Source organism: Klenkia taihuensis, from assembly GCF_900112525.1.
Lineage (GTDB): Bacteria > Actinomycetota > Actinomycetes > Mycobacteriales > Geodermatophilaceae > Klenkia > Klenkia taihuensis.
Map to the genome: position 1 here is coordinate 1,321,038 of NZ_FOMD01000001.1, position 20,886 is coordinate 1,341,923.

The 20,886-nt window shown below is 75.9% G+C and carries 25 protein-coding genes; 12 read left to right on the top strand and 13 right to left on the bottom strand.

Going from position 1 to position 20,886, the window contains the following annotated elements:
* Positions 1-12 precede the first annotated feature (12 nt).
* The 3 genes from BM158_RS06565 (at position 13) to BM158_RS21725 (ending at position 1,721) form a co-directional block, all read left to right on the top strand.
* Positions 13-954 (top strand): aldo/keto reductase, encoded by a 942-nt coding sequence (locus BM158_RS06565; RefSeq protein ID WP_229827603.1) that lies wholly within the window; start codon positions 13-15, stop codon positions 952-954.
* Positions 951-1,463: an XdhC family protein gene (locus BM158_RS06570; protein WP_091555666.1), complete on the top strand. Its 513-nt coding sequence runs from the start codon at positions 951-953 to the stop codon at positions 1,461-1,463. Before BM158_RS06565 ends, BM158_RS06570 begins: the two co-directional genes overlap by 4 nt.
* 84 nt (positions 1,464-1,547) lie before the next feature.
* Positions 1,548-1,721: a hypothetical protein gene (locus tag BM158_RS21725; RefSeq protein ID WP_165628847.1), complete on the top strand. Its 174-nt coding sequence runs from the start codon at positions 1,548-1,550 to the stop codon at positions 1,719-1,721.
* A 6-nt stretch (positions 1,722-1,727) separates the two neighbouring features.
* On the opposite strand, the gene hisN is transcribed toward BM158_RS21725, so the two are convergent.
* Complete coding sequence (hisN, locus tag BM158_RS06575) at positions 1,728-2,522, bottom strand: histidinol-phosphatase (RefSeq protein WP_322789650.1); 795 nt, start codon at positions 2,520-2,522, stop codon at positions 1,728-1,730.
* 23 nt (positions 2,523-2,545) lie between these two features.
* Between hisN and BM158_RS06580 the strand changes: the two genes are divergently transcribed.
* Entirely contained in the window at positions 2,546-3,091 is a 546-nt protein-coding gene (locus BM158_RS06580; protein WP_091555667.1) for a DUF2087 domain-containing protein, read from the top strand.
* Here BM158_RS06580 and BM158_RS06585 read toward each other — a convergent pair.
* From BM158_RS06585 to BM158_RS06600, 4 genes are all read right to left on the bottom strand, one after another.
* Positions 3,058-4,866, bottom strand: a complete 1,809-nt coding sequence (locus BM158_RS06585) for a putative bifunctional diguanylate cyclase/phosphodiesterase (RefSeq protein WP_091555669.1) — start codon at positions 4,864-4,866, stop codon at positions 3,058-3,060. The two genes, BM158_RS06580 and BM158_RS06585, sit on opposite strands and share 34 nt — an antisense overlap.
* 66 nt (positions 4,867-4,932) lie before the next feature.
* The gene (rsgA, locus tag BM158_RS06590; protein WP_091555671.1) at positions 4,933-5,937 is read right to left on the bottom strand and encodes a ribosome small subunit-dependent GTPase A; all 1,005 of its coding nucleotides are present in this window, start codon (positions 5,935-5,937) and stop codon (positions 4,933-4,935) included.
* 13 nt (positions 5,938-5,950) lie between these two features.
* Complete coding sequence (gene aroA / locus BM158_RS06595; RefSeq protein ID WP_091555672.1) at positions 5,951-7,228, bottom strand: 3-phosphoshikimate 1-carboxyvinyltransferase; 1,278 nt, start codon at positions 7,226-7,228, stop codon at positions 5,951-5,953.
* 48 nt (positions 7,229-7,276) lie between these two features.
* Positions 7,277-8,701, bottom strand: coding sequence for an NAD-dependent succinate-semialdehyde dehydrogenase (locus BM158_RS06600; protein ID WP_091555674.1), 1,425 nt, complete (start codon positions 8,699-8,701; stop codon positions 7,277-7,279).
* Positions 8,702-8,832: 131 nt separating this feature from the next.
* On the opposite strand from BM158_RS06600, the gene BM158_RS06605 reads away from it, so the two are divergent.
* The gene (locus BM158_RS06605) at positions 8,833-9,579 is read left to right on the top strand and encodes an SOS response-associated peptidase (RefSeq protein WP_091555676.1); all 747 of its coding nucleotides are present in this window, start codon (positions 8,833-8,835) and stop codon (positions 9,577-9,579) included.
* Between the two features lies 1 nt (position 9,580).
* Positions 9,581-11,098: a fused MFS/spermidine synthase gene (locus BM158_RS06610; RefSeq protein WP_091555678.1), complete on the top strand. Its 1,518-nt coding sequence runs from the start codon at positions 9,581-9,583 to the stop codon at positions 11,096-11,098.
* A 4-nt stretch (positions 11,099-11,102) separates the two neighbouring features.
* Here the strand turns inward: BM158_RS06610 and ybaK are convergent, their stop codons facing one another.
* Positions 11,103-11,579, bottom strand: a complete 477-nt coding sequence (gene ybaK, locus BM158_RS06615; protein WP_091555680.1) for a Cys-tRNA(Pro) deacylase — start codon at positions 11,577-11,579, stop codon at positions 11,103-11,105.
* 204 nt (positions 11,580-11,783) lie between these two features.
* Here ybaK and BM158_RS06620 point away from each other — a divergent pair, with 204 nt between their 5' ends.
* Both BM158_RS06620 and rsrA read left to right on the top strand, forming a co-directional pair.
* On the top strand, positions 11,784-12,479 hold the full coding sequence (locus BM158_RS06620; protein ID WP_278246999.1) for a sigma-70 family RNA polymerase sigma factor: 696 nt from the start codon (positions 11,784-11,786) through the stop codon (positions 12,477-12,479).
* Complete coding sequence (gene rsrA / locus BM158_RS06625) at positions 12,476-12,802, top strand: mycothiol system anti-sigma-R factor (protein ID WP_207506208.1); 327 nt, start codon at positions 12,476-12,478, stop codon at positions 12,800-12,802. The genes BM158_RS06620 and rsrA overlap by 4 nt, the downstream gene beginning before the upstream one ends.
* A gap of 44 nt (positions 12,803-12,846) precedes the next feature.
* Here rsrA and BM158_RS22850 read toward each other — a convergent pair whose 3' ends face one another.
* Entirely contained in the window at positions 12,847-12,921 is a 75-nt protein-coding gene (locus tag BM158_RS22850) for a 50S ribosomal protein bL37 (RefSeq protein WP_369299104.1), read from the bottom strand.
* A 165-nt stretch (positions 12,922-13,086) separates the two neighbouring features.
* On the opposite strand from BM158_RS22850, the gene BM158_RS06630 reads away from it, so the two are divergent.
* From BM158_RS06630 to BM158_RS06640, 3 genes are read left to right on the top strand one after another with little or no spacing between them, the layout of a single operon-like run.
* Entirely contained in the window at positions 13,087-14,118 is a 1,032-nt protein-coding gene (locus BM158_RS06630; RefSeq protein WP_091555682.1) for a biotin carboxylase N-terminal domain-containing protein, read from the top strand.
* Positions 14,119-14,155: 37 nt separating this feature from the next.
* On the top strand, positions 14,156-14,416 hold the full coding sequence (locus tag BM158_RS06635) for a biotin/lipoyl-binding carrier protein (RefSeq protein WP_091065570.1): 261 nt from the start codon (positions 14,156-14,158) through the stop codon (positions 14,414-14,416).
* Positions 14,417-14,424: 8 nt separating this feature from the next.
* Entirely contained in the window at positions 14,425-15,915 is a 1,491-nt protein-coding gene (locus BM158_RS06640) for a sensor histidine kinase (RefSeq protein WP_091555684.1), read from the top strand.
* A gap of 78 nt (positions 15,916-15,993) precedes the next feature.
* Here the strand turns inward: BM158_RS06640 and BM158_RS06645 are convergent, their stop codons facing one another.
* Complete coding sequence (locus BM158_RS06645) at positions 15,994-16,245, bottom strand: WhiB family transcriptional regulator (protein WP_091065577.1); 252 nt, start codon at positions 16,243-16,245, stop codon at positions 15,994-15,996.
* A gap of 361 nt (positions 16,246-16,606) precedes the next feature.
* Complete coding sequence (locus BM158_RS06650) at positions 16,607-17,581, bottom strand: diacylglycerol/lipid kinase family protein (protein ID WP_091555686.1); 975 nt, start codon at positions 17,579-17,581, stop codon at positions 16,607-16,609.
* A gap of 68 nt (positions 17,582-17,649) precedes the next feature.
* On the opposite strand from BM158_RS06650, the gene BM158_RS06655 reads away from it, so the two are divergent.
* Complete coding sequence (locus BM158_RS06655) at positions 17,650-18,126, top strand: hypothetical protein (RefSeq protein ID WP_091555688.1); 477 nt, start codon at positions 17,650-17,652, stop codon at positions 18,124-18,126.
* A gap of 3 nt (positions 18,127-18,129) precedes the next feature.
* On the opposite strand, the gene BM158_RS06660 is transcribed toward BM158_RS06655, so the two are convergent.
* From BM158_RS06660 to BM158_RS06675, 4 genes are read right to left on the bottom strand one after another with little or no spacing between them, the layout of a single operon-like run.
* On the bottom strand, positions 18,130-18,909 hold the full coding sequence (locus tag BM158_RS06660) for an HAD-IIA family hydrolase (RefSeq protein WP_091555689.1): 780 nt from the start codon (positions 18,907-18,909) through the stop codon (positions 18,130-18,132).
* Complete coding sequence (locus BM158_RS06665) at positions 18,906-19,388, bottom strand: GNAT family N-acetyltransferase (protein WP_091555691.1); 483 nt, start codon at positions 19,386-19,388, stop codon at positions 18,906-18,908. Before BM158_RS06665 ends, BM158_RS06660 begins: the two co-directional genes overlap by 4 nt.
* A complete protein-coding gene (gene pssA, locus BM158_RS06670) occupies positions 19,385-20,191 on the bottom strand; it encodes a CDP-diacylglycerol--serine O-phosphatidyltransferase (RefSeq protein ID WP_091555693.1) in 807 nt (268 codons plus the stop codon). The genes BM158_RS06665 and pssA overlap by 4 nt, the downstream gene beginning before the upstream one ends.
* Positions 20,188-20,871: a phosphatidylserine decarboxylase gene (locus BM158_RS06675; protein ID WP_091555695.1), complete on the bottom strand. Its 684-nt coding sequence runs from the start codon at positions 20,869-20,871 to the stop codon at positions 20,188-20,190. The genes pssA and BM158_RS06675 overlap by 4 nt, the downstream gene beginning before the upstream one ends.
* Between the last annotated feature and the right edge of the window lie 15 nt (positions 20,872-20,886).

Genomic DNA, 20,886 nt, shown 5'->3' on the forward strand with positions numbered 1-20,886 from the left:
GCTGCGATGGGGATGAGCCAGTCCTACGGCGCCGCCGACCGCGGGGAGTCCCTGGCCACCCTGGACCGGGCGCTCGAGCTCGGCATCACCTTCTGGGACACCTCCGACGTCTACGGCGACGGGCACAACGAGGAGCTGGTGGGGGAGTCGCTGCGCGGGCGCCGCGACGCCGTCCAGCTGGCCACCAAGTTCTCCCTCTCCCGCGACGGCGAGGGCCGGATGCGCATCGACGGCAGCCCGGAGAACGTGCGCGCCCGCTGCGAGGCCAGCCTGCGCCGGCTCGGCGTGGACACCATCGACCTCTACTACCAGCACCGGGTCGACCCGACCGTGCCCGTCGAGGACACCGTCGGCGCGATGGCCGAGCTGGTGCAGGCCGGCAAGGTCCGGTACCTGGGGCTCTCGGAGGCCTCCGCCGAGTCGGTCCGCCGGGCCGCCGCGGTGCACCCGATCACCGCGCTGCAGAGCGAGTGGTCGTTGTGGACCCGCGACCTGGAGACGTCGGGGGTCGCCGCGGCGGCCCGTGAGCACGGCATCGGCCTGGTGCCGTTCTCCCCGCTGGGTCGCGGGTTCCTCACCGGCGCGATCACCAGCCCCGACGACTTCGCCGACGACGACTTCCGCAAGGACCACCCGCGGTTCAGGGGCGAGGCCTTCGCGGCCAACCTGCGGCTGGTCGACGCCGTCCGGTCGATGGCCGAGGACAAGGGCGTCACCGCCGGGCAGCTCGCGTTGGCCTGGGTCATGGCGCAGGGTGCGGACGTCGTCCCCATCCCGGGCACCAAGCGGGTCGCCTACCTGGAGGAGAACGCCGCCGCCGGGGACGTCGAGCTCACCGCCGACGACCTGGCCCGGCTCGAGCAGATCGCCCCGCCCGGGGTGGCCGAGGGCGGCCGCTACCCGAACGCCGGGTACTCCTACGGCGACAGCCCCGCGCCGGGGTCGGACCGGTGAGCGACGACCCGACCTGCGGCGTCGCGCACGGCCACGCGCCCGGGGAGCCGGCCGCCGACCGGGTGCTGGTGGCCGTCTTCGCCTCCCCGGTCGCGGCGGCGCTGCTGCGGTTCGGCGTGGAGTGCGGGTTCGCCCCGGTGCTGGTCGAGCCCGGCGGCCGGGAGGTCGACGGGCTGCCCGGGGGCACCACCCGGTTGACGGCGGTGCCGGCCGAGCCGCACGCCGACGTCGTCGTCTGCGACCACCACCGCGACGAGCTGGGCGAGGTGCTGCGCGACGCGCTGGCCACCGACACCCGGTGGATCGGGTTGATGGGCAACCCGCGGCACGAGGGCCCGCACGTCGCGGCGCTGGCCGCGCTGGGCGTGCCGCCCGAGGAGGTCGCCCGGGTGCACCGGCCGATCGGGCTGGACATCGGCTCGCGGGCGCCCGCGGAGATCGCCGTGTCCACGCTGGCCGGCCTGCTGGCCGACCGCAACGGCCGGTCCGGCGGGCAGCTCGCGCGGTAGGCGGAACGCCCGGGCTCGTGCCACCGTTGTGCACCGCAGGACGGACCCGCAGGCAGGTCCGCAGGACGACGGAAGGGAACCCCCGTGGCATCGCTGTTCAACAAGATCGCGCAGTTCGCGAGGAGCCCCCAGGGGCAGCGGGCGATCCAGCAGGCCACCCAGAAGGCCCAGCAGTTCGCCAAGGACCCGAAGAACCGGGCCAAGATCGACCAGTTCCGCACCAAGCTGCAGGGCGGCGGCGGGAAGGGTCTCCGCTAGGCGGGGCTACGGGCGGGCGCGCAGCGCGTCGAGGACGGCGGGGTGCAGGTGGCCGTTGCTGGCCACCGCACTGCCGCCGGCCGGCCCCGGGGTGCCGTCCACGTCGGTGAACGTGCCGCCCGCCTCCCGCACGACCACGTCGAGGGCGGCCAGGTCCCACAGCGACACCTCGGGCTCGCAGGCCACGTCGACCGCGCCCTCGGCCACCATCGTGTAGCTCCAGAAGTCCCCGTACGCGCGGGTGCGCCACACCGACCGGCTCAGGTCGAGGAAGGCGTCCAGCCGGTCGCGCTCCTCCCAGCCCGACAGCGACGAGTAGGAAAGCGACGCGTCCGCCAGGGCCGAGACCCCGGAGACGTGGCAGCGGGTGGCCGACTCCAGGCGGCGGCCGGTGTAGGCGCCCACCCCGTCGGCGGCCCACCACCGGCGGCCGAGGGCCGGGGCGCTGACCATCCCGACCACGGGGGTGTCGCCGTCGAGCAGGGCGATCAGCGTGGCCCACACCGGCACGCCCCGGACGAAGTTCTTGGTGCCGTCGATCGGGTCCACCACCCACCGGCGCGACCCGTGCCCGGTGGTGCCGAACTCCTCGCCCTGCACCGCGTCGCGGGTGCGCACCCGGGCCAGCGAGGAGCGCAGCTGCTGCTCCACCGCGCGGTCGGCGTCGGTCACCGGGGTGAGGTCGGGCTTGGTGTCCACCACCAGGTCCTGCGCCTTGAACCTGTCCATGCTGATCGCGTCGGCCTGGTCGGCCAGCACGTGCGCCAGCTGCATGTCCTCGGTCCACCCGCGCCCGGTCACCCCCGCAACCTAGCCTGGGTGCCGTGACGCAGCCGGACGCAGCGAAGCTGGTCGGCCTGCTGGCCGACCCGACCCGGCTGGCGGTGGTCGCCGCCCTCGCGCTGGGCGCCGCCGACATCGCCTCCGTGGCCGAGGCGACCGGCCGGTCGCAGACCGAGGTGGCGCTGGCCGCCCGCCGGCTGGGCCGGGGCGGTCTGGTCCGCCGGGACGGCGCCGCGCTGGCACTGCGCGCCGAGCTGTTCGGCGCCGCCGCGCGGTCGGCGGGGGAGCACCGGCCGCCCCCGGAGCCGCTCTCGCCCGACCCGGCCGCGGACGCCGTCCTGCAGGCCTTCGTCGCCGACGGCCGGCTGACCTCGATCCCGGCGCACCGCGGCAAGCGGCTGGTCGTGCTGGACCACCTGGTGCGGGTCTTCGAGCCCGGGGTGCGCTACCCCGAGCGCGAGGTCAACGCGCTGCTGGCGGTGTGGCACCCCGATACCGCGGCGCTGCGCCGCCACCTCGTCGACGAGGGCATGCTCAGCCGCGCCGAGGGCACCTACTGGCGCAGCGGCGGCACCGTCGAGGTCTGACCCTCCCCGGCCAGCACCGCGGCCAGCCCGGCGACCGGTGAAGGCCGGTGCAGGCCGAACCCCTGCGCCAGCTCGCAGCCCAGCTCGCGCAGCAGGTCGGCCTGCTCGGCGGTCTCCACGCCCTCGGCGATGACCAGCAGGTCCAGTCCCTCGGCCAGCGCGACCACGCTGCGCACCAGCCGGGCGCGGCGGGCGGAGGTGACCACGGTGGCGGTGAAGGTGGCGTCCAGCTTGAGGTAGTCGGCCGGCAGGGTGTCCAGGCGGGCGAGCGAGGAGTAGCCGGTGCCGAAGTCGTCGATGGCGACCTGCACGCCGAGACGGCGCAGCCCCCGCAGCGCGGCCACCGCGACCGGGGAGTCGGCCTCCACCAGGCTCTCCGTGACCTCGAGGACGGTGTCGGCGGCCGGCCACCCGGTGCCGGCCAGGATGCCGGCGACCACGGTGGGGAACGCGGGGTCGCAGAACTGGTGGCCCGAGACGTTCACGGTGAGCAGCAGCCCCCGGCCGGTCGCGGCGCGCAGCGCGGCCATCTCGGCGCACGCCTGGCGCAGCACCACCTCGCCGAGGGCGCCGACCAGGCCGTGCTGCTCGGCGAGCGGGATGAACCGCGTCGGGCTGATCGACCCCAGCACCGGGTGCTCCCACCGGGCCAGGGCCTCCACGCCGACGACGGCGCCGTCGGTCAGGGACACCACCGCCTGGTAGTGCACGGTCAGGCCGATGCGGGCGGTCCGGCCGGTGGCCAGGGCGGCGCGCAGCTCGGGCAGCAGGGGGTCGGGCTGGGCGTCGTCGAGGACGGCGCGCCGGGCCGTGGTCGCGCGGGCACGCCCCAGGGCGGTGTCGGTGCGGCGGAGCAGGGCGGCGGCGGTCTCCCCGTCGTGCAGCACGGCCACGCCCGCGGCCGTGCTGACCGCGGGCAGGGCAGCGCGCAGCCGCTCGACCAGGGCGAGCGCGACCGGCCCGTCGTGACGGGGGAGCAGCAGGGTGAACTCGGCGCCGTCGCGGCGGGCCAGCACGGCGCCCGGGGGCAGCTGCGCGGACCACAGGCGGGCGGCCGTCCGCAGCAGGTCGGCCGCGGCGTGGTCCCCGGCCTCGCGCACCACGTCCTCGAAGCCGTCGAGCTCGACGAGCGCCGTGCTCAGCGCGGTCCCGGTCCGGGTGGCGTCCCGCACGGCGGGCTCGAGGGCCTCGTCGAGGCCGCGCCGGTTGGCCAACCCGGTCAGCTGGTCGACCCCGGCGCTGGACGCGCGGTCGACCAGCACGCCCACCACCGCGGCGATGCTGAGGCAGACCGTGGCCAGCAGGATCGAGGAGCCGACCGGCAGCTCGGAACGCTGGGCCAGGGCGAACGTGCCGCCAACGACGGCCAGTGCGAGGTGGGCCAGCGCGGCGGGCCAGGCGAAGTAGAAGAACGCGTCGAGGGCGACGAACACCATGACGCCGGCGGCCGCCGTGGCGGTGGAGGCGCCGGGGGCCAGCAGCGCGGCGAGGGTGATCAACCCGGCTCCGGCGCCCACCAGCAGGTGGTAGGCCGCCCGCGGCAGCCGCCGTCCCCAGCGCAGCACACCGGCCCCGGTGAGGACGGCGACGGCGGCGATGAGCAGCAGCCCGACCGGGCCGTCGGGGTGCGGGTGCGGACCCGGCCCCCTCGACCGCAGCGCGTCCAGACCGGCCGCGCCGACGGCCGTGCCGCCGGCGAGGTAGAGGAAGCCGGTCACCGCGGCCATCACGCGCGGGGTCGCCACCGCGGGGGCCCGGAACCGGCTGTGCTTCACAGAAACCAGATCGGCCGGAAATCATCCGTCCTGTAGCCGGGGGCCGGTTGTCCCCCCGGCGGGGGATCAGCGGGCGCCGACCGCCGCGACCAGCCGGCGGAAGCTGGCCAGCCGCTCGCCCCGGGCGGCCGGGCCGTCGGCGGCCCAGTCGTCGAGCGCGCAGTCGGGGTCGTCGGCGGTGTGCGCGCACAGCGGCGGGCAGTCGCGGGCGACCTCGGCCAGGTCGTCGAAGGCGGCCAGGACGTCGGCCGGGTCGGTGTCGGCCAGCCCGAAGCTGCGGATGCCGGGGGTGTCGATGACCATCCCGCCGCCGGGCAGGTCCAGCAGCACCGCCGAGGACGACGTGTGCCGCCCCTTGCCCACCTTGCTCACCCCGCCGGTGGCCCGCGCGGCGTCGGGCACCAGCCGGTTCACCAGCGTCGACTTGCCCACGCCGGACTGGCCGACCAGCACCGACACCCGGTCGGCCAGCCGCGGGGCCAGCTCGTCGAGGTCGGTGTCCCGGCTGACCGCGATCGCCTCGACCTCGAGGCCGGCGTAGCGGGCCAGCAGCCGGTCCGGGCTGCCCAGGTCGGCCTTGGTCAGGCACAGCAGCGGGGTGAGCCCGCCGGAGAAGGCGGCCACCAGGCAGCGGTCGAGGAACCCGGTGTGCGGCTCGGGGTCGGCGACGGCGGTGACCACGACCAGCAGCTCGGCGTTGGCGACCACCACCCGCTCGGTCGGGTCGGTGTCGTCTGCGGTGCGCCGCAGCACGGTGGTGCGCGGCTCGATGACCACGATCCGGGCCAGGGTGTCGACCCGGCCGCTCGTGTCGCCGACCAGCCGCACCCGGTCACCGGTGACGACGCCGTGCTTGCCCAGCTCGCGGGCCCGCATGGCGGTCACCTCGACCGGGCCGTCGTCGCCCTCGACCCGCACGGTCATCCGGCCACGGTCGACCCCCACCACGAGCCCGGGGACGGCGTCGTCGTGGCTGGGCCGGGTGCGCGTGCGCGGCCGCGACCCGCGCCGGCCCGGGCGGACCCGGACGTCGTCCTCGTCGGAGCGGGCGTCGAACTTCCGCCCCGCCATCAGACCCGGCCCCTCAGCTGACCGCTCCGGCGTGCTCGCCGAGCAGACCGGCCCAGCGGTCCAGGAAGTCCGGGAGGGTCTTGGCCACCGTGCCCGGGTCGCGGACGACGACCCCGGGGACGGCGAGGCCGAGCACCGCGGCGGCCATGACCATCCGGTGGTCGGCGTAGGAGTCGACCTCGGCCGACCGCCGGGGGCCGGGGGTGATCTCCAGGCCGTCGGGGAGCTGGGTGACCTCGGCGCCGACGGCGCCGAGCACCTCGTCGAGGGCCTGCAGCCGGTCGGTCTCGTGCCCGCGCAGGTGCGCGATGCCGGTCAGCCGGGAGGGCCCGTCGGCCAGCGCGCACAGCGCGGCCAGCACCGGGGTCAGCTCGCCGACCTCGGACAGGTCGGCCCGCAGCGGCGTGATCGCCGGGCCGCCGGTGACCTGCAGCCCGTCGGCGGTGCGCTCGACGGCCGCGCCCATCGCGGGCAACAGCTGCTCCAGCTGGGCGCCGGGCTGGGTGGTGCGCGCCGGCCAGTCGCGCACGGTCACCCGGCCGCCGGTGACCAGCGCGGCGGCGAGGAAGGGGGCGGCGTTGGACAGGTCGGGCTCGACCACCCGGTCGACCGCGGCCACCGGGCCCGGGGCGACCCGCCAGCCGTCGGTGGTGCGCTCGACGGCGACGCCGTGCTCGGCGAGGGTCTCGACGGTCATCTGCACGTGCGGCATCGAGGGCACCCCGCCGGCCAGCCGCAGGTCCAGGCCCTCGGTGAACCGGGCGCCGGCCAGCAGCAGGCCGCTGACCACCTGGCTGGACTCGCTGGCGTCCACGGTGACGGTGCCGCCGCGGACCGCGCCCGTGCCGTGCACGGTGAAGGGGGCCCGGCCGCGGCCGCCGTCGGAGACCTGCACCCCGCAGGCGCGCAGGCCCTCGAGCAGGCCGGCGTTGGGCCGCTCGCGCAGCCGCGGGTCGCCGTCCAGGGTCACCGGGCCGTCGGCGAGTGCCGCCACCGGCGGCAGGAACCGCAGCACGGTCCCGGCCAGCCCCGCGTCGACCGTCGCCGGGGCGCGCAGCGGGCCGGGGGTGACCAGCCAGTCCTCCCCGTCGACCTCGATGCCGACCCCGAGCGCCCGCAGCCCGGCGGCCATCAGGTCGGTGTCGCGGGCCCGCAGCGGGCGCACCAGCCGGGACGGGCCGTCGGACAGCGCGGCCAGCACCAGGGCCCGGGCGGTGATCGACTTCGAGCCGGGCAGGGCGACGACGGCGTCGACCGGGCCGGGGGCGGACGGCGTCGACCAGCTGCTCATGCCGCCCATCCTGCCCGGTCGACGCCGCCCACCCTCACCGCCGGCCGCTCACCGGCTCGCGGGCAGGGTGCGCACCAGGCGCCGGTTGGCGAACTCGAACATGCCCAGCTCGGACAGCTCGCGGCCGTACCCGGACCGCTTGACCCCGCCGAAGGGCAGCTCGGCCGAGGACCCGGAGGGCTGGTTGATCCAGACCATCCCGGACTCGAGCCGGTCGGCGACCGCGCGGGCGCGCTCGACGTCGCCGGAGTAGACGACCGCGGACAGCCCGTAGGCGCTGTCGTTGGCCAGCGCGACCGCCTCGTCCTCGGTCTGCACCTTGTAGAGCACCGCGGCCGGGCCGAAGAGCTCCTCGGAGAAGGCCCGCATCCCCGGGGTGACGTCGGTCAGCAGGGTGGCCTCGACGAACGCGCCGGGCCGGTCGGGCCGCCCGCCGCCGGCGAGCACCGTGGCGCCCTTGTCGACCGCGTCGGTGATCTGGGCGTGCAGGTCGGCGGCGGCGCGCTCGGTCGACAGCGGGCCCAGCGTGGTCGCGGGGTCGGCCGGGTCGCCGGGGGTGAACCCGCCGAAGGCCTGCTGGATGCCGGCGACGAACTCGTCCCAGACGTCGGCGAGCACGATGATGCGCTTGGCCGCGATGCAGGCCTGGCCGGTGTTGGCCATCCGGCCCATGGTCGCGGCCTTCACGGTGCGGGCCAGGTCGGGGGTGTCCAGGACGACGAAGGGGTCGCTGCCGCCGAGCTCGAGCACCGACTTCTTCAGGTGCTTGCCGGCCAGCGCCGCGACCGAGGAGCCGGCCCGCTCGCTGCCGGTGAGCGTCACGCCCTGCACCGCGGGGTGCGCGATGACCTGCTCGGTGTCGGAGATCCTGAGGAACACGTTGGTGTAGACGCCCTCGGGGGCGCCCGCGTCGCGGAAGAGCTCCTCGAGGGCGAGGGCGCACTGCGGCACGTTCTCGGCGTGCTTGAGCACGATGGTGTTGCCCAGCGTCAGGTTCGGGCCGGCCACCCGGACCACCTGGTAGAGCGGGTAGTTCCACGGCTCGACGGCGAACAGCACCCCGGTGGGCTCGTTGACCACCACGGCCTCGCCCTTCATCACCTCGATGGTGCGCGGGGCGAGGAACTGCTCGGCCTTGTCGGCGTAGTAGCGCAGGATGCTGGCGGCCAGGGCGACCTCGCCGGCCGCCTCCTGGATCCGCTTGCCCATCTCCTTGGTGATCAGCGCGGCCAGGGCGTCGCTGCGCTCGGTCATCAGGTCGGCGGCCCGCCCGACGACGGCGGCGCGCTCGGCGACGGTGCGCTGCCGCCAGTCCAGGAACGCGGTGTGCGCCCGGTCGACGACCGCGGTCACCTGGTCACCGGCCAGCGCCTCGAACTCCCGCTCGGTCTCGCCGGTGAACGGGTTCACCGTCGCGTAGGTGCGGTCGGCGGTGCCGCTGTCGGTCTTCGGGTGGTCCTGCGTGCTCGTCACGTCGTCGTGCCTCTCCGGTCGCGGTTGCGCGGTCGGGTGCCTGCCTACCCCATGCCTGCGACAGCACACCGCTGTCGTACCCCGCACCTAGAGTCGGGGCCGGTACGGGGGACGACGGGAGCGAGGACGCGATGTGCGGGCGGTATGCATCCAGCCGGCGGCCGGAGGACCTGGCGGCCGACTTCGAGGCCGTCCCGGCCCCGGGCCAGGACCCGCTCGGAGCGGACTTCAACGTCGCCCCGACCAAGGACGTCTACGTGGTCCGGCAGGCCCGCGAGCGCGACGCCGAGGGCGCCCCCACCGGCGCCTCGCACCGCGAGCTGCGGGTGGTCCGCTGGGGCCTGGTGCCGTCCTGGGCCAAGGACGTCTCGGTCGGCAACCGCATGCTCAACGCCCGCGTCGAGTCCCTCACCAGCAAGCCGGCCTTCAGCAAGGCCGCCCGCGCCCGCCGCTGCCTGGTGCCCGCCGACGGCTGGTACGAGTGGTCCCCGCGCGAGCACGCGCCGGGCAAGCAGCCCTGGTACATCACGCCCCAGGACGGCGGCGGGCTCGCCTTCGCCGGTCTCTGGGAGGTCTGGGGCCGCGGGGAGGACCGGCTGTACTCCTGCACCGTCGTCACCGCCCCGGCCGTCGGCGCGCTAGCCACCATCCACGACCGGATGCCGCTGGTGCTGCCCCGCGAGCGCTGGGCCGACTGGCTCGACCTGGACCGCGACGACGTCGAGGCGCTGGCCGCCCCCACCCCGCCCGAGCTGGTCGAGCAGCTGGAGATCCGGCCGGTCGGCCCGGCCGTGGGCAACGTGGCGCACGGCGGCGAGCAGCTGACCGCCTGGGTGGACCCGGTGTCGGCACCGGCCGACCAGCCCGCGCTGTTCTGAGGTGACCGCACCCGGCACCGCCCCGCCGCAGCCGGGGTCCCGCGCGCTGCCCGGCTGGGTGGCCGCGGTGGTCACCTTCCTGTCCTCGGGCGCCGTGCTGGTGCTCGAGATCGCCGGCCTGCGGCTCATCGCCCCCTACGTCGGCATCACCCTGCAGACCAACACCGCGGTCATCGGGTTCGCCCTGGCCGCGATCGCGATCGGCGCCTGGGCCGGGGGAGCGGTGGCCGACCGGCGCGACCCGCGCGGTTTGCTCGCCCCGCTGCTGGTCGGCGGCGGTGCGCTGCTGGTCGCCGTGGTGCCCGTCGTCCGGTTCGCCGGGGCGGCGCTGTCGGGGGCCGACGCCGGCAGCGTGCTGCTGCTGGCCGCGGTCGCCGTCGTGGTGCCGGCCGCGCTGCTGTCGGCCGTGCCGCCGATGGTGGTCGCGCTGCAGCTGGGCAGCCTGCGCGAGACCGGGTCGGTGGTCGGCAAGCTGTCGGGCATCGGCACGCTCGGCGGCATCGCGGCCACCTTCGGCACCGGCTTCGTGCTGGTGGCGCTGCTGCCCACCAGCGTGATCCTGGTCGGCACCGGGCTGCTGGTGGTCGCCTGCGGGGTCGGGCTGTGGCTGCTGCTGCGGCGCACCGTCGGGGCCCGGCTGCCCGGCGCGCTGCTGGTCGCCACCCTGGCCGGCACCGGCCTGGCCGTCGTCGCCCCCGACCCGTGCGAGGTCGAGACCACCTACCACTGCGCCCGCGTGGTGGCCGACCCCGACCGGCCCGGCGGGCGCACGCTGGTGCTGGACACGCTGCGGCACTCCTACGTCGACCTCGACGACCCCACGTACCTGGAGTTCGCCTACGTGCAGGCCGTCGCGTCGGTCAGCGACGTCGCCGCACCCGCCGGGGAGCCGGTGTCGGCGCTGCACGTCGGCGGCGGGGGGCTCACCGTGCCCCGCTACCTGGCCGCGGTCCGCCCGGGCAGCACCAGCCGGGTGCTGGAGGTCGACGCCGGCGTGCTGGCCGTCGACCGCGCCGAGCTCGGCCTGGTCACCGGCCCGCAGCTGCAGGTCGACGTCGGCGACGCCCGCACCGGGCTGGCCGAGGAGCCCGGCGGCAGGCGGGACCTCGTGGTGGGCGACGCCTTCGGCGGGCTCGCGGTGCCCTGGCAGCTGACCACCACCGAGGCGCTGCAGCTGGTCGACCGCGCGCTGACCGACGACGGCGTCTACGCGGTCAACCTCATCGACCACGGCCCGCTGTCCTTCCTGCGCGCCGAGCTCGCCACCATGCGCGCGGTCTTCCCGCACGTCGCGCTGCTGGCCCGGGCCCCGGTCGTGGCCGGCGAGGACGGCGGCAACGTGGTCGCGGTCGCCTCGCGCCGGCCGCTGGACACCGGTGCGCTGGCCACCGCCCTGGCCGGCCGCGGGCTGGCCTGGCAGGTGGTCACCGGCGACGAGCTGACCGCCTTCGTCGGCGACGCCCCGGTGCTCACCGACGACCTGGCACCGGTGGACCAGCTCCTCACGCCCTACGGCTGAGGCGTCACCGCCCGATCGGTGCGGTCCGCGCCCGGGTCAGCGCCACGAGGTCGGCCGGGGCCAGCTCGACCTGCAGGCCGCGCCGGCCGCCGCTGACGCACACCGTGGCCAGCGCCAGCGCGGAGTCGTCGACCACGGTGGGCAGCTGCTTCCGCTGGCCCAGCGGGCTGATGCCGCCGCGCACGTACCCGCTGCTGCGCTCGGCGTCGGCCGGGTCGGCCATGGCCGCCCTCCGGCCCCCGAGCGCGGCGGCCAGCGCCTTGAGGTCCAGCTGCCCGGACACCGGGACCACGGCCACCACCAGGTCGCCGTCCACCCGCGCCAGCAGCGTCTTGAACACCGTCGCCGGGTCCTGGCCGAGCGCGGCGACCGCGGCCTCGCCGAACCCGACGCCGTCCTCGTGGTCGTCCGGGTCGTAGCTGCGCAGCTCGAACGGCACGCCCGCCTTCTCCAGCACCCGCACCGCGGGGGTCGCCGCCATGCACCCGACCCTAGGGGGAACAACGGGGGCGGTGCGGGCGCTGCAGGGACCGTGACCAGTGCAGCCGTCCCGACCCGGGCCCGCACCCGCACGCGTGCGGCGGTGCCCCTGGCGACCCGTCGTCCGCCCGGCCGCGCCACGACGGCGCGACTAGCATCGACCGACGTGGTGTCCCGTCTGCGGTCGCCGCAGAGAGGACGGTCGGTGCCCGACGACAGCACGCAGCAGACCCCGGAGCAGCAGACCGCCGGCCCGCAGGTCGTGGAGACCCCCGAGCCCCGCGCCGACGGCAGCCGCACCGAGCAGGCCGAGACGCGCGCCCAGCGCGACGCCCGCTTCGAGCGCGACGCGCTGCCCTTCCTGGACCAGCTGTACCCGGCGGCGCTGCGCATGACCCGGAACCCGGCCGACGCCGAGGACCTCGTGCAGGAGACGTTCGTGAAGGCCTACTCGGCCTTCCACCAGTTCGCCGAGGGCACCAACCTCAAGGCGTGGCTGTACCGCATCCTGACCAACACCTACATCAACAACTACCGCAAGAAGCAGCGGCAGCCGCAGCAGTACCCCACCGACCAGGTGCAGGACTGGCAGCTGTTCGCCGCCGAGGAGCACAGCTCCAGCGGTCTGCGGTCGGCGGAGATGGAGGCCCTGGACCACCTCCCCGACACCGACATCAAGGAAGCGCTGCAGCAGCTGCCGGAGGACTTCCGGCTGGCGGTCTACCTCGCCGACGTGGAGGGGTTCGCCTACAAGGAGATCGCCGAGATCATGGGCACGCCCATCGGCACGGTGATGTCCCGGCTGCACCGCGGTCGGCGCGGGCTGCAGAAGCTGCTCGCCGACTACGCCCGCGAGCGCGGGTTCGCCCGTGCCGGGGCCGGAGAGGAGGGGACGTCGTGACCGACGCACCCGACGAGCGCGGCGCCGTGGATATCGGCAGCTGCGACGACGTGCTCACGCACGTGTTCGAGTTCCTGGACCACGAGACCGGCGACGAGCGCCGCGCGGTGATCGCCGAGCACCTCGACGAGTGCGCGCCGTGCCTGCGCGAGTTCGGCATCGAGCAGGAGTTCAAGGCGCTGGTCCGCAAGCGCTGCGGCGGTGACCCGACGCCGACGGGTCTCAAGGACCGGATCAAGATGCAGCTGACCCAGGTGTCGTTCGAGGAGGACGGCACGACCGTCTCCGTCGAGCGCATCTCCGTGGAGCGCACCGCCGACTGACGGCGGGCTACGGCGCGGGCCCCGGAGGACCCGCGCCGTGCGGCTCAGGCGTTGGGCCGCTTGCCGTGGTTGGCGCCGTTCTTCTTGCGGGCGCGCCGCTTGCGTCCACGCTTGGACATCGCTGCCCTCCTCTCCTCGTACCGGGTCCGAGCTCCTCGGGCCCCGGCCGTCCAGGGTCTCACGGCCCGCTCCGGGTCTGCCCGCCGCGCCGCGGCGGGCACGAGGTGCCCGGTCGTGGCAGGGTCGACAGGACGGCGCGGGGGGCGCGCCGGGACGGGGGAGCAGTGGCCGACACGGGCGGGACCGGCATCGGCAGCGTGCTGGTCGCCGGGCGCGGGCCGGTGGCCTGCGGCGTCATCCGCGCAGCCGAGGCACTGGGCGTGAAGACGGTGGCCGTGCACTCGGCCAGCGAGGCCGGGGCCCGGCACGTCCGGATGGCCGACGAGGCGGTCCTGCTGGGTCCCTCGCCCGCCGCGGAGTCCTACCTGTCCGTCCCGCGCCTGGTCGAGGCCGCCCGCCGCAGCGGCGTGGACGCCGTCCTCGCCGTGCCGCCGGCGCTGGCCGGCAACGCCGAGCTCGCCGCGTCCGTGGTCGCGGTGGGGCTGACCTGGGTCGGCCCGCCGGCCGCGGTCCTGGAGCGGCTGGGCGGCGACGGCGTGGAGCCGGCGAGCGCGCAGGGGTTCCTCGCCGTCGTCACCCCCGACGGCCTGCGGCACGTGACGCCGGTGCGGCGCGACCGCGACGCCGGCACCGCCCGGGTCTCCTGGACCCCGCCCGGCTGGCCCGGCGACGGCGGGCCGGTGCTGCCCCGGGCGGCGCAGCGGCTGCCCGACCTGGGCTGGCGCGGCCCGGTCACCGTGGGCATCGACCCCGACGGCGAGCTGGCCGAGGTCGCCGCCGGTCTCTCCCTGGACCTGGGTGTGCTGGAGCGGGCGCACGGCGTCGACGTCGTCGACCTGGCGCTGCGCTGCGCCACCGGCCGGCTGCGCCCCGACCCGGGAACGGCGCCCCGCCCCGCCCTCGCCGCCCAGCTGCGCGCCACCCTGCCGCCGGGCACCGCCGGCCGGGTCATCGGCCGGCTGCCCGACCTGGACGGACCGGCGGCGGCCGACGTCCGGGCGGTGGGCGGCTACGCCCCCGGCGACCGGCTGGACGGCTGGTACGACGCGCTGCTGGCCACGGTGAGCGCCGGGGGGCCGGACCTGGCGACCGCGGCCGCCCGCGCCGCCGACGTCCTCACCGGGCTGCCCGAGACCGGTGTCCCGCACGACGGCGCCGCGGTCTGCGAGGTGCTCCACCGGCTGGCCGCGGGCTGACCGCGGCCCCGCCGCGGGCGGGGGCCGGGGTGGTTGGATGACCACGGTCAACCGTTCAGCAGGAGGAGGAGCGCCGGTGGCGGTCGAGGAGATCCACGCCGAGATGGTCTCCAGCGTCTGGAAGGTCCTGGTGGCCCCGGGTGCCGAGGTGGCCGCCGGCGACACGCTGGTCATCCTGGAGTCGATGAAGATGGAGATCCCGGTGCTCACCGAGCGCGCGGGCACCGTCGCCGAGCTGCACGTCGTGGAGGGCGAGGTCCTCCAGGAGGGCGACCTGATCGCCACCGTCACCAGCTGAGGCAGCTCGTGTCCCAGCCGCGCAGCAGCCTGTCCGACCGGCTCTCGCGCGCCCCCGCGGTCAGCCCGTCGCAGGCCGACCACGCCCGCCGGCTGGTCGCCGACTGGCAGCTGCTGGCCGACCTGTCCTTCGCCGACCTCACCCTGTGGGTGCCGCTGGCCGGCGGGGCCTGGTGGTGCGTGGCGCAGGTGCGCCCGCTGACCGCGTCCACCACCCAGCCCGAGGACCTCGTCGGCGTCGAGCTGACCGGGGAGGCCGCCGCGTCCTTCGTGCAGGCGCACCGGGGCGGGGAGCCCGTGGTCGAGGAGCCCGACGGCACCGGCTCGGCCCCCCGCAGCCGCGAGGTGCTGCCGGTGCGGCACGAGGGCGCCGTCGTCGCGGTGCTGGCCCGGGACCGCCGGCTCTCGGCCACCCGGCCGCCCTCGCAGCTGGAGCTGACCTACCTCGACATCGCCGCCGAGCTCGGCGCGATGGTCTCGGCCGGCACCTTCCCGCCGCGGATGCTCGAGGACGCCGAGATGAGCCCCCGGGTCGGTGACGGCCTGGTGCGCCTGGACGGCACCGGCCGGGCGGTCTACGCCAGCCCCAACGCCCTGTCGGCCTACCGCCGGATGGGCCTGACCGGCGACGTCGTGGGCGCGGACCTCGCCGAGCTGACCCGGCGGTCGGCCACCGACCGGGTCACCGGCGAGGTGGTGGCCGCGCACATCGCCGCCGCCGTCGCCGGCCGCTACCCCGACCCGCTGGACGTCGAGGGCGAGGCGGCCACCCTCCTGGTGCGGGCGCTGCCGCTGCAGGCCCCCGGTGGCGAGCACGGCGCGCTGGTGCTGGTCCGCGACGTCACCGACGTGCGCCGCCGCGACCGGGCGCTGATGACCAAGGACGCCACCATCCGGGAGATCCACCACCGGGTGAAGAACAACCTGCAGACGGTGGCCGCCCTGCTGCGGCTGCAGGCCCGCCGGGTGTCCGAGCCGGCCGCCCGGGAGGCGCTGCTGGAGTCGGTGCGCCGGGTGGCCTCCATCGCCGTGGTGCACGACACCCTGGCCGGCAGCCGCGAGGACGTCGTCGACGTCGACGACGTGCTGGACCAGGTGCTGCCCATGCTCGGCGACGTCGCGTCGGTGGGCCCGGCGGCCCGGATCGTGCGGGTGGGCCGCTTCGGCGAGCTGCCCGCGGCCAGCGCCACCCCGCTGGTGATGGCGGTGACCGAGCTGCTGCACAACGCCGTCGAGCACGCCTTCCCCGAGGGGACGCCGGGCCGGGTCGAGCTGACCGCCCGGCGCGAGGGCCACGACCTGCTGGTGACCATCGCCGACGACGGCAGCGGCCTGCCACCGGGCTTCGACGTCGCGGCCAGCAAGGGGCTGGGCCTGCAGATCGTGCGCACGCTGGTCACCAGCGAGCTGCACGGGCGGCTGGAGATCACCGCGCCCGCCGAGGGGCCGGGGACGGTCGCCGTCCTCACCCTGCCCGGCGCCGGCCGCGCCCGCCGCTGAGCCCCGGGACGCCGGGCCCCGCAACGACAGGAGCCGGTCACCTCGGGCGAGGTGACCGGCTCCCGGTGGTCGTCTGCGTCAGGCGGTGCGGACGCGGGCGCGCTGGGTGCGGCGCTTGAGCGCGCGGCGCTCGTCCTCGCTCAGCCCGCCCCAGACACCGGAGTCCTGGCCGGAGGTCAGCGCCCACTCGAGGCAGGACTGCACGACCGGGCAGCGCTGGCACACGGCCTTCGCCTGCTCGATCTGGGTGACCGCGGGCCCGGTCGTCCCGATGGGGAAGAAGAGCTCGGGGTCTTCGTCCCGGCAGAGGGCGCGGTGGCGCCAGTCCATGTCGGTGTGCTCCTCGGTGTCGTCTACGGTGTGCCCGCACCCTGCGGAACGGTCGTGGACCGGTCCTGGGTCTGCCGACGTCGTCCTTGTCCGGTGTCGGCGGCACACCGCACGCTGGTGTTACCAGCGGGTTGCGTTCGTGGTCGATCGTTTCACGCGCTGAGGGTCTGTCAAGCGGTTCACCCGCCTGCCGTCCCCCCGTATGAGCAACCTCACCACGCTCCTAGCAGAACCGCCACCGTTGCGGGTGACCGGGTCCCCGTCACCCTGGCGGGGGTACCTGGCAGGGAGCTGCGGGGCCGGTGCGGAACCGCTCGGCGACGGCTCGGACGACGGCCTGGACGACGACCTGGACGACGACCTAGACGACGACCTCGAGCGCGGCGGGCACGCTGCGCACCCGCAGCCCGGTCGCCGGGCCCAGGTGGTCGCCGTCCAGCTGCCACTCCAGCGGCCGGGTGGAGGTGATCTCGAGCTCGGCGAGGTCGTGCAGGCGGTGCACGCCGCGGCCCCGCACGTCCGGGCGCTCCGCCATCGTGGTGCGCAGGTGCCGCAGCATGGCGATCGGCCCCAGCCGGCCCATCGCGAACGCCGCCAGGCCGTTCTCGAACCCGGCCTCCGGGCTCGGCGCGATGGCCCGGTCACCGAGGTAGGTCCACGGGTTGACGTTGGACACCAGGCACAGGAACAGGCCCTCACGCGCCGGCTCGCCGGGCACCCGCAGGGTCATCGAGGGGTGCCGGCGGTCGTGGCCGAGCAGGAACGTGCGGGTGCCGGCGTGGACGTAGAGCCGCCCGCTGGAGCGCCGGCCGCGGGCCCGCTGCTCCTCCACCTGCCGGATCACCTCGGCGTCGAAGCCCAGCCCGGCGGCGAAGACGAACCACCGCGGCGGGGTCCAACCCGGGCCCCAGGCGATGTCGGTGCCGGCGTCGACCAGCGCGCTGGCCGTGCCCAGCGACACCCGCCGGGTGCGGCCGGCGCGCAGCGAGTCCAGGATCTCCGCGGTCGCCTCGACCGGGTCCCGGGAGCGGCCCAGCGCCCGGGAGAAGACGTTGGTCGACCCGCCGGGCACGACGGCGAGGGTGGGCACCTGCGCGCCGGGCCCGTCGGCGAGCAGGCCGTCGACGGTCTCGTTCACCGTGCCGTCGCCGCCCAGGGTGACCACGACGTCCACGCCGTCGACGGCGGCCTGCCGGCCCAGTTCGCGCGCGTGCCCGCGGTGGGTGGTCTCGGCGACGTCGACCTTGAGGTCGGTGGACAGCGCGCGGACGAGCACCTCGCGCACCTTGGCGGTGGTGGTCGTCGCCGCCGGGTTGGTCACGAGCAGGGCACGCACGGCCTCGACAGTAGCCAGCGGCGCGGGCGGCCCCGTCGCGTCCTCCGCGGTCCACGTAGCCTCGGGGCGTGGCAGCAGGACCCGAGCACCCCGGCCGGCGCGGCTGGGCCGAGCGGCTGCTCGGCGGCGCCGCGGCCCGCACCGCGCCCGCCGCACCGCGGCCCACCGTGCAGGCCCCGCGGTCGCTGCGGCTGGCCGCGCTGCTGGTCGGCGTCGAGGCCCTGGGGCTGGTCGGCGTGGCCGGCACCGTGCTCTGGCTGACCCTCACCGGCACTCCCGACAGCACCGGCCGGGCGCTGGCCGAGGTGGTCTACGTGCTCGTCGGCGCGGCCGTGCTGGCCGCCGGGGCCGTCGGGCTGCGCCGGGTGGCCGGCTGGGCCCGCGGGCCGGTGGTGGTGCTGCAGCTGCTGCTGGGCCTGCTCGGCTACGTCACCGCCTTCGACGGCGGCCGGCCGCTGCTGGGCCTGCCGCTGCTGGCCTGCGTGGCCGGCGTGCTGTGGTTCCTGGCCACCCCCGAGGCCCGGCTGGCCTACGCCGAGCAGTAGCGGTCAGACCAGGTCGATGACCTGGGCGATGGAGTCCACGACCCGGCCGGGGCGGAACGGGAACCGGGTGACGTCCTCGGCCCGGGTGGAGCCGGTGAGCACCAGCACGGTGTCCAGGCCCGCCTCGATGCCGGCGACGATGTCGGTGTCCATCCGGTCGCCGACCATCGTGGTGGACTCGGAGTGCCCGTCGATCCGGTTGAGCGCGGAGCGGAACATCATCGGGTTGGGCTTGCCGACGAAGTAGGGCTCGGCGCCGGTGGCCTTGGTGATGAGCGCGGCCACCGAGCCGGTGGCCGGCAGCGAGCCCTCGGCCGAGGGACCGGTGGCGTCGGGGTTGGTGGCGATGAACCGGGCGCCGCCCTCGACCAGCCGGATCGCCCGGGTGATGGCCTCGAAGCTGTAGGTGCGGGTCTCACCCAGCACCACGTAGTCGGGCTCGGTGTCGGTGATGGTGTAGCCGGCCTCGTGCAGCGCGGTGGTCAGCCCCGCCTCGCCGATGACGTAGGCCGACCCGCCGGGCAGCTGGGCGGCCAGGAAGTCCGCGGTGGCCAGCGCGGAGGTCCAGATGGCCTCCTCGGGCACGTGCAGGCCCGACCGCTGCAGCCGCGCGGCCAGGTCGCGGGGGGTGAAGATCGAGTTGTTGGTCAGCACCAGGAAGCGGCGCTCCCGGTCGACGAGCCGCTGCAGGAACTCCGCCGCGCCGGGCAGGGCGCTGCCCTCGTGCACCAGCACGCCGTCCATGTCGGTGAGCCAGCACTCGCTGGGTGCGCGGTCGGTCATGACGTCCTCTCCCGGGCGAACTCGGCCAGTGCGTCGTCGGTCAGCCGGTAGACCGACCAGCCGTCCTGCGGGCGGGCCCCGGCGGCCCGGTAGAAGGCGATGGACGGGGCGTTCCAGTCCAGCACCGACCACTCCAGCCGGGCGTAGCCGCGCTCGGTGCAGATGGCGGCCAGCGTGCGCAGCAGCTCCCGGCCCAGGCCCGTGCCGCGGTGCGCGGGGGAGACGTAGAGGTCCTCCAGGTACACCCCGTGCGTGCCGCGCCAGGTGGAGAAGTTCAGGAACCACAGCGCGAACCCGACGACGGCGCCGTCGTCGTCGCAGGCCACGTGGCCGAACAGCGCGGGCGCCTCGCCGAACAGGGCGTCGTGCAGCTGCTCGGAGGTCATCCGCGCCTCGTCGAGGCTCTTCTCGTAGTCGGCGAGCTCGCGGACCAGGGCGACGACGGCGTCGACGTCCTCGGGGGTGACCGGGCGGATCACGACAGCAGCTCCTTGACCCGGGCGGGCACCAGCCGGCCCAGCGGGGAGACCACCGGCACCAGCAGCGGGGAGAACAGGTAGCCGTAGGCCACCAGGCAGAACGTCAGCACCGGCACGGTGGCCAGGCCCACGATGATCAGCACGGCGGCGGTCACCAGGCCGTAGGGACGGCGGCTCTTCGGGCTCACCAGCGACCGGAAGGACCGCCACCGGATGTTGGACACCATCAGCAGCCCCGGGACGACGACGACCAGCAGCACCCACAGCCGGTCGCGGCCCTCGAGGACGTCGGAGAAGGCGAACACGCTGGCCATGACCACACCCGCCGCGCCGGGGGAGGGCAAGCCGACGAAGAACCGCTTGTCGGCGGTCGGGTCGATGGTGACGTTGAAGCGGGCCAGCCGGATCGCCGCGCACGCCACCCACACGAAGCAGGCGATCCAGCCCAGCGGGTCGAAGCCGTCGCGGCCGGCGGAGAACAGCGCGAAGGTCAGCAGGGAGGGCGCCAGGCCGAAGGAGACCAGGTCGGCCAGGGAGTCGAACTGCAGGCCGAAGGGCGACACCGCGCCGACGAGCCGGGCGACCGCGCCGTCGGCGATGTCGAGCACCACCGAGGCGCCGATGAGCACGCAGGCCAGGCCGTACTGGCCGCGGAAGGACACCAGGATCGCGGCGAAGCCGCACAGCATGTTGCCGAGGGTGAACAGGCTGGGCAGCCAGGACCGGGCCCGGCTGCGGCCGCGGCGTGAGGAGGCCCGCACGAACTCCACGGTCTGGCTGCGCCGGTTCGCCGGTCGGGTCACGGCCGCCCGCCCGCCCCGAACCGCGCGATGACGCTCTCGCCGCCGCGCACCCGCTGGCCCTTGCGCACGGTGAGGGTGGCGTCGGAGGGCAGGAAGACGTCCATCCGGGAGCCGAACTTCATCAGGCCCATCCGCTCCCCGGTGGCCAGCTGCGCGCCGGCGGAGGTGCGGGTGACGATGCGCCGGGCCAGCACGCCGACCAGCTGCCGGAACACCACCGTACGGTCGCCGTCGGCCAGCCAGATCTCGCTGCGCTCGTTGCGGTGCGCGCTCTCGGCGCGGTAGGCGGCCAGGAAGCTGCCCGGGGTGTAGCTGGTGCTGGTCACCGTGCCGCGGTAGGGCGAGCGGTTGACGTGCACGTCCACGACGGACAGGAAGATGCTGACCTGCTGCCAGCCGCCCTCGGGCGCGGGCTCGGGGCCGACACCCTCCTGTGCGGGCCCGGCGACCATGACCATGCCGTCGGCGGGGGACAGCACGTCGTCCGGGCCGGGTGGGGCGGTGTCGCAGGAACGCTGCGGGTCGCGGAAGAACAGCGCCATGTAGGCCGACAGGCCCAGCAGCGGCCAGGCCGCGGCGCGGGCGGAGCGGCGGCCGGTGAGGCGCCCGAGCAGGCCGAGGGCCACGGCGGGCGCCAGCGGGCCGGTGATGAAGGGCCAGCCGGCCCGGTCGATGCGCATCAGGACCCGAGGCTA